The organism is Bacillus sp. SIMBA_074 (assembly GCF_046534555.1).
Lineage (GTDB): Bacteria > Bacillota > Bacilli > Bacillales > Bacillaceae_G > Bacillus_A > Bacillus_A mycoides.
Genome location: NZ_JAWRYM010000581.1, coordinates 1 through 269, shown reverse-complemented (window position 1 = coordinate 269; position 269 = coordinate 1). Strand labels below are relative to the sequence as shown.

Annotated in this window: 1 pseudogene; it reads left to right on the top strand. The window is 44.2% G+C overall.

From position 1 onward, the window contains the following. Positions 1-269, top strand: a pseudogene (locus SB773_RS32055) (bifunctional metallophosphatase/5'-nucleotidase); the annotation flags it as partial.

Here is a 269-nt window from a genome sequence, read left to right as displayed (position 1 = left end):
CGATGACCTTAGGCAATCATGAATTCAATTTTGGTCTCGACTTGATCAAGCGAATCGAAAAAGAAGTAAAATTCCCTGTTCTCGGCGCAAATATTACGACCAAGGATGGAAAGTCTTTTGTTAAACCATACACAATCGCCGTTGTAGACAGTATCAAAGTTGGGATTATTGGCGTAACGACACCGAACGTTCCGCGCTGGGACGGCGAAAAGGTAGACAGTCTTTCCTTCCAGCACATGGGTGAAACGGTGAAAAAGTATGCCAAAGAG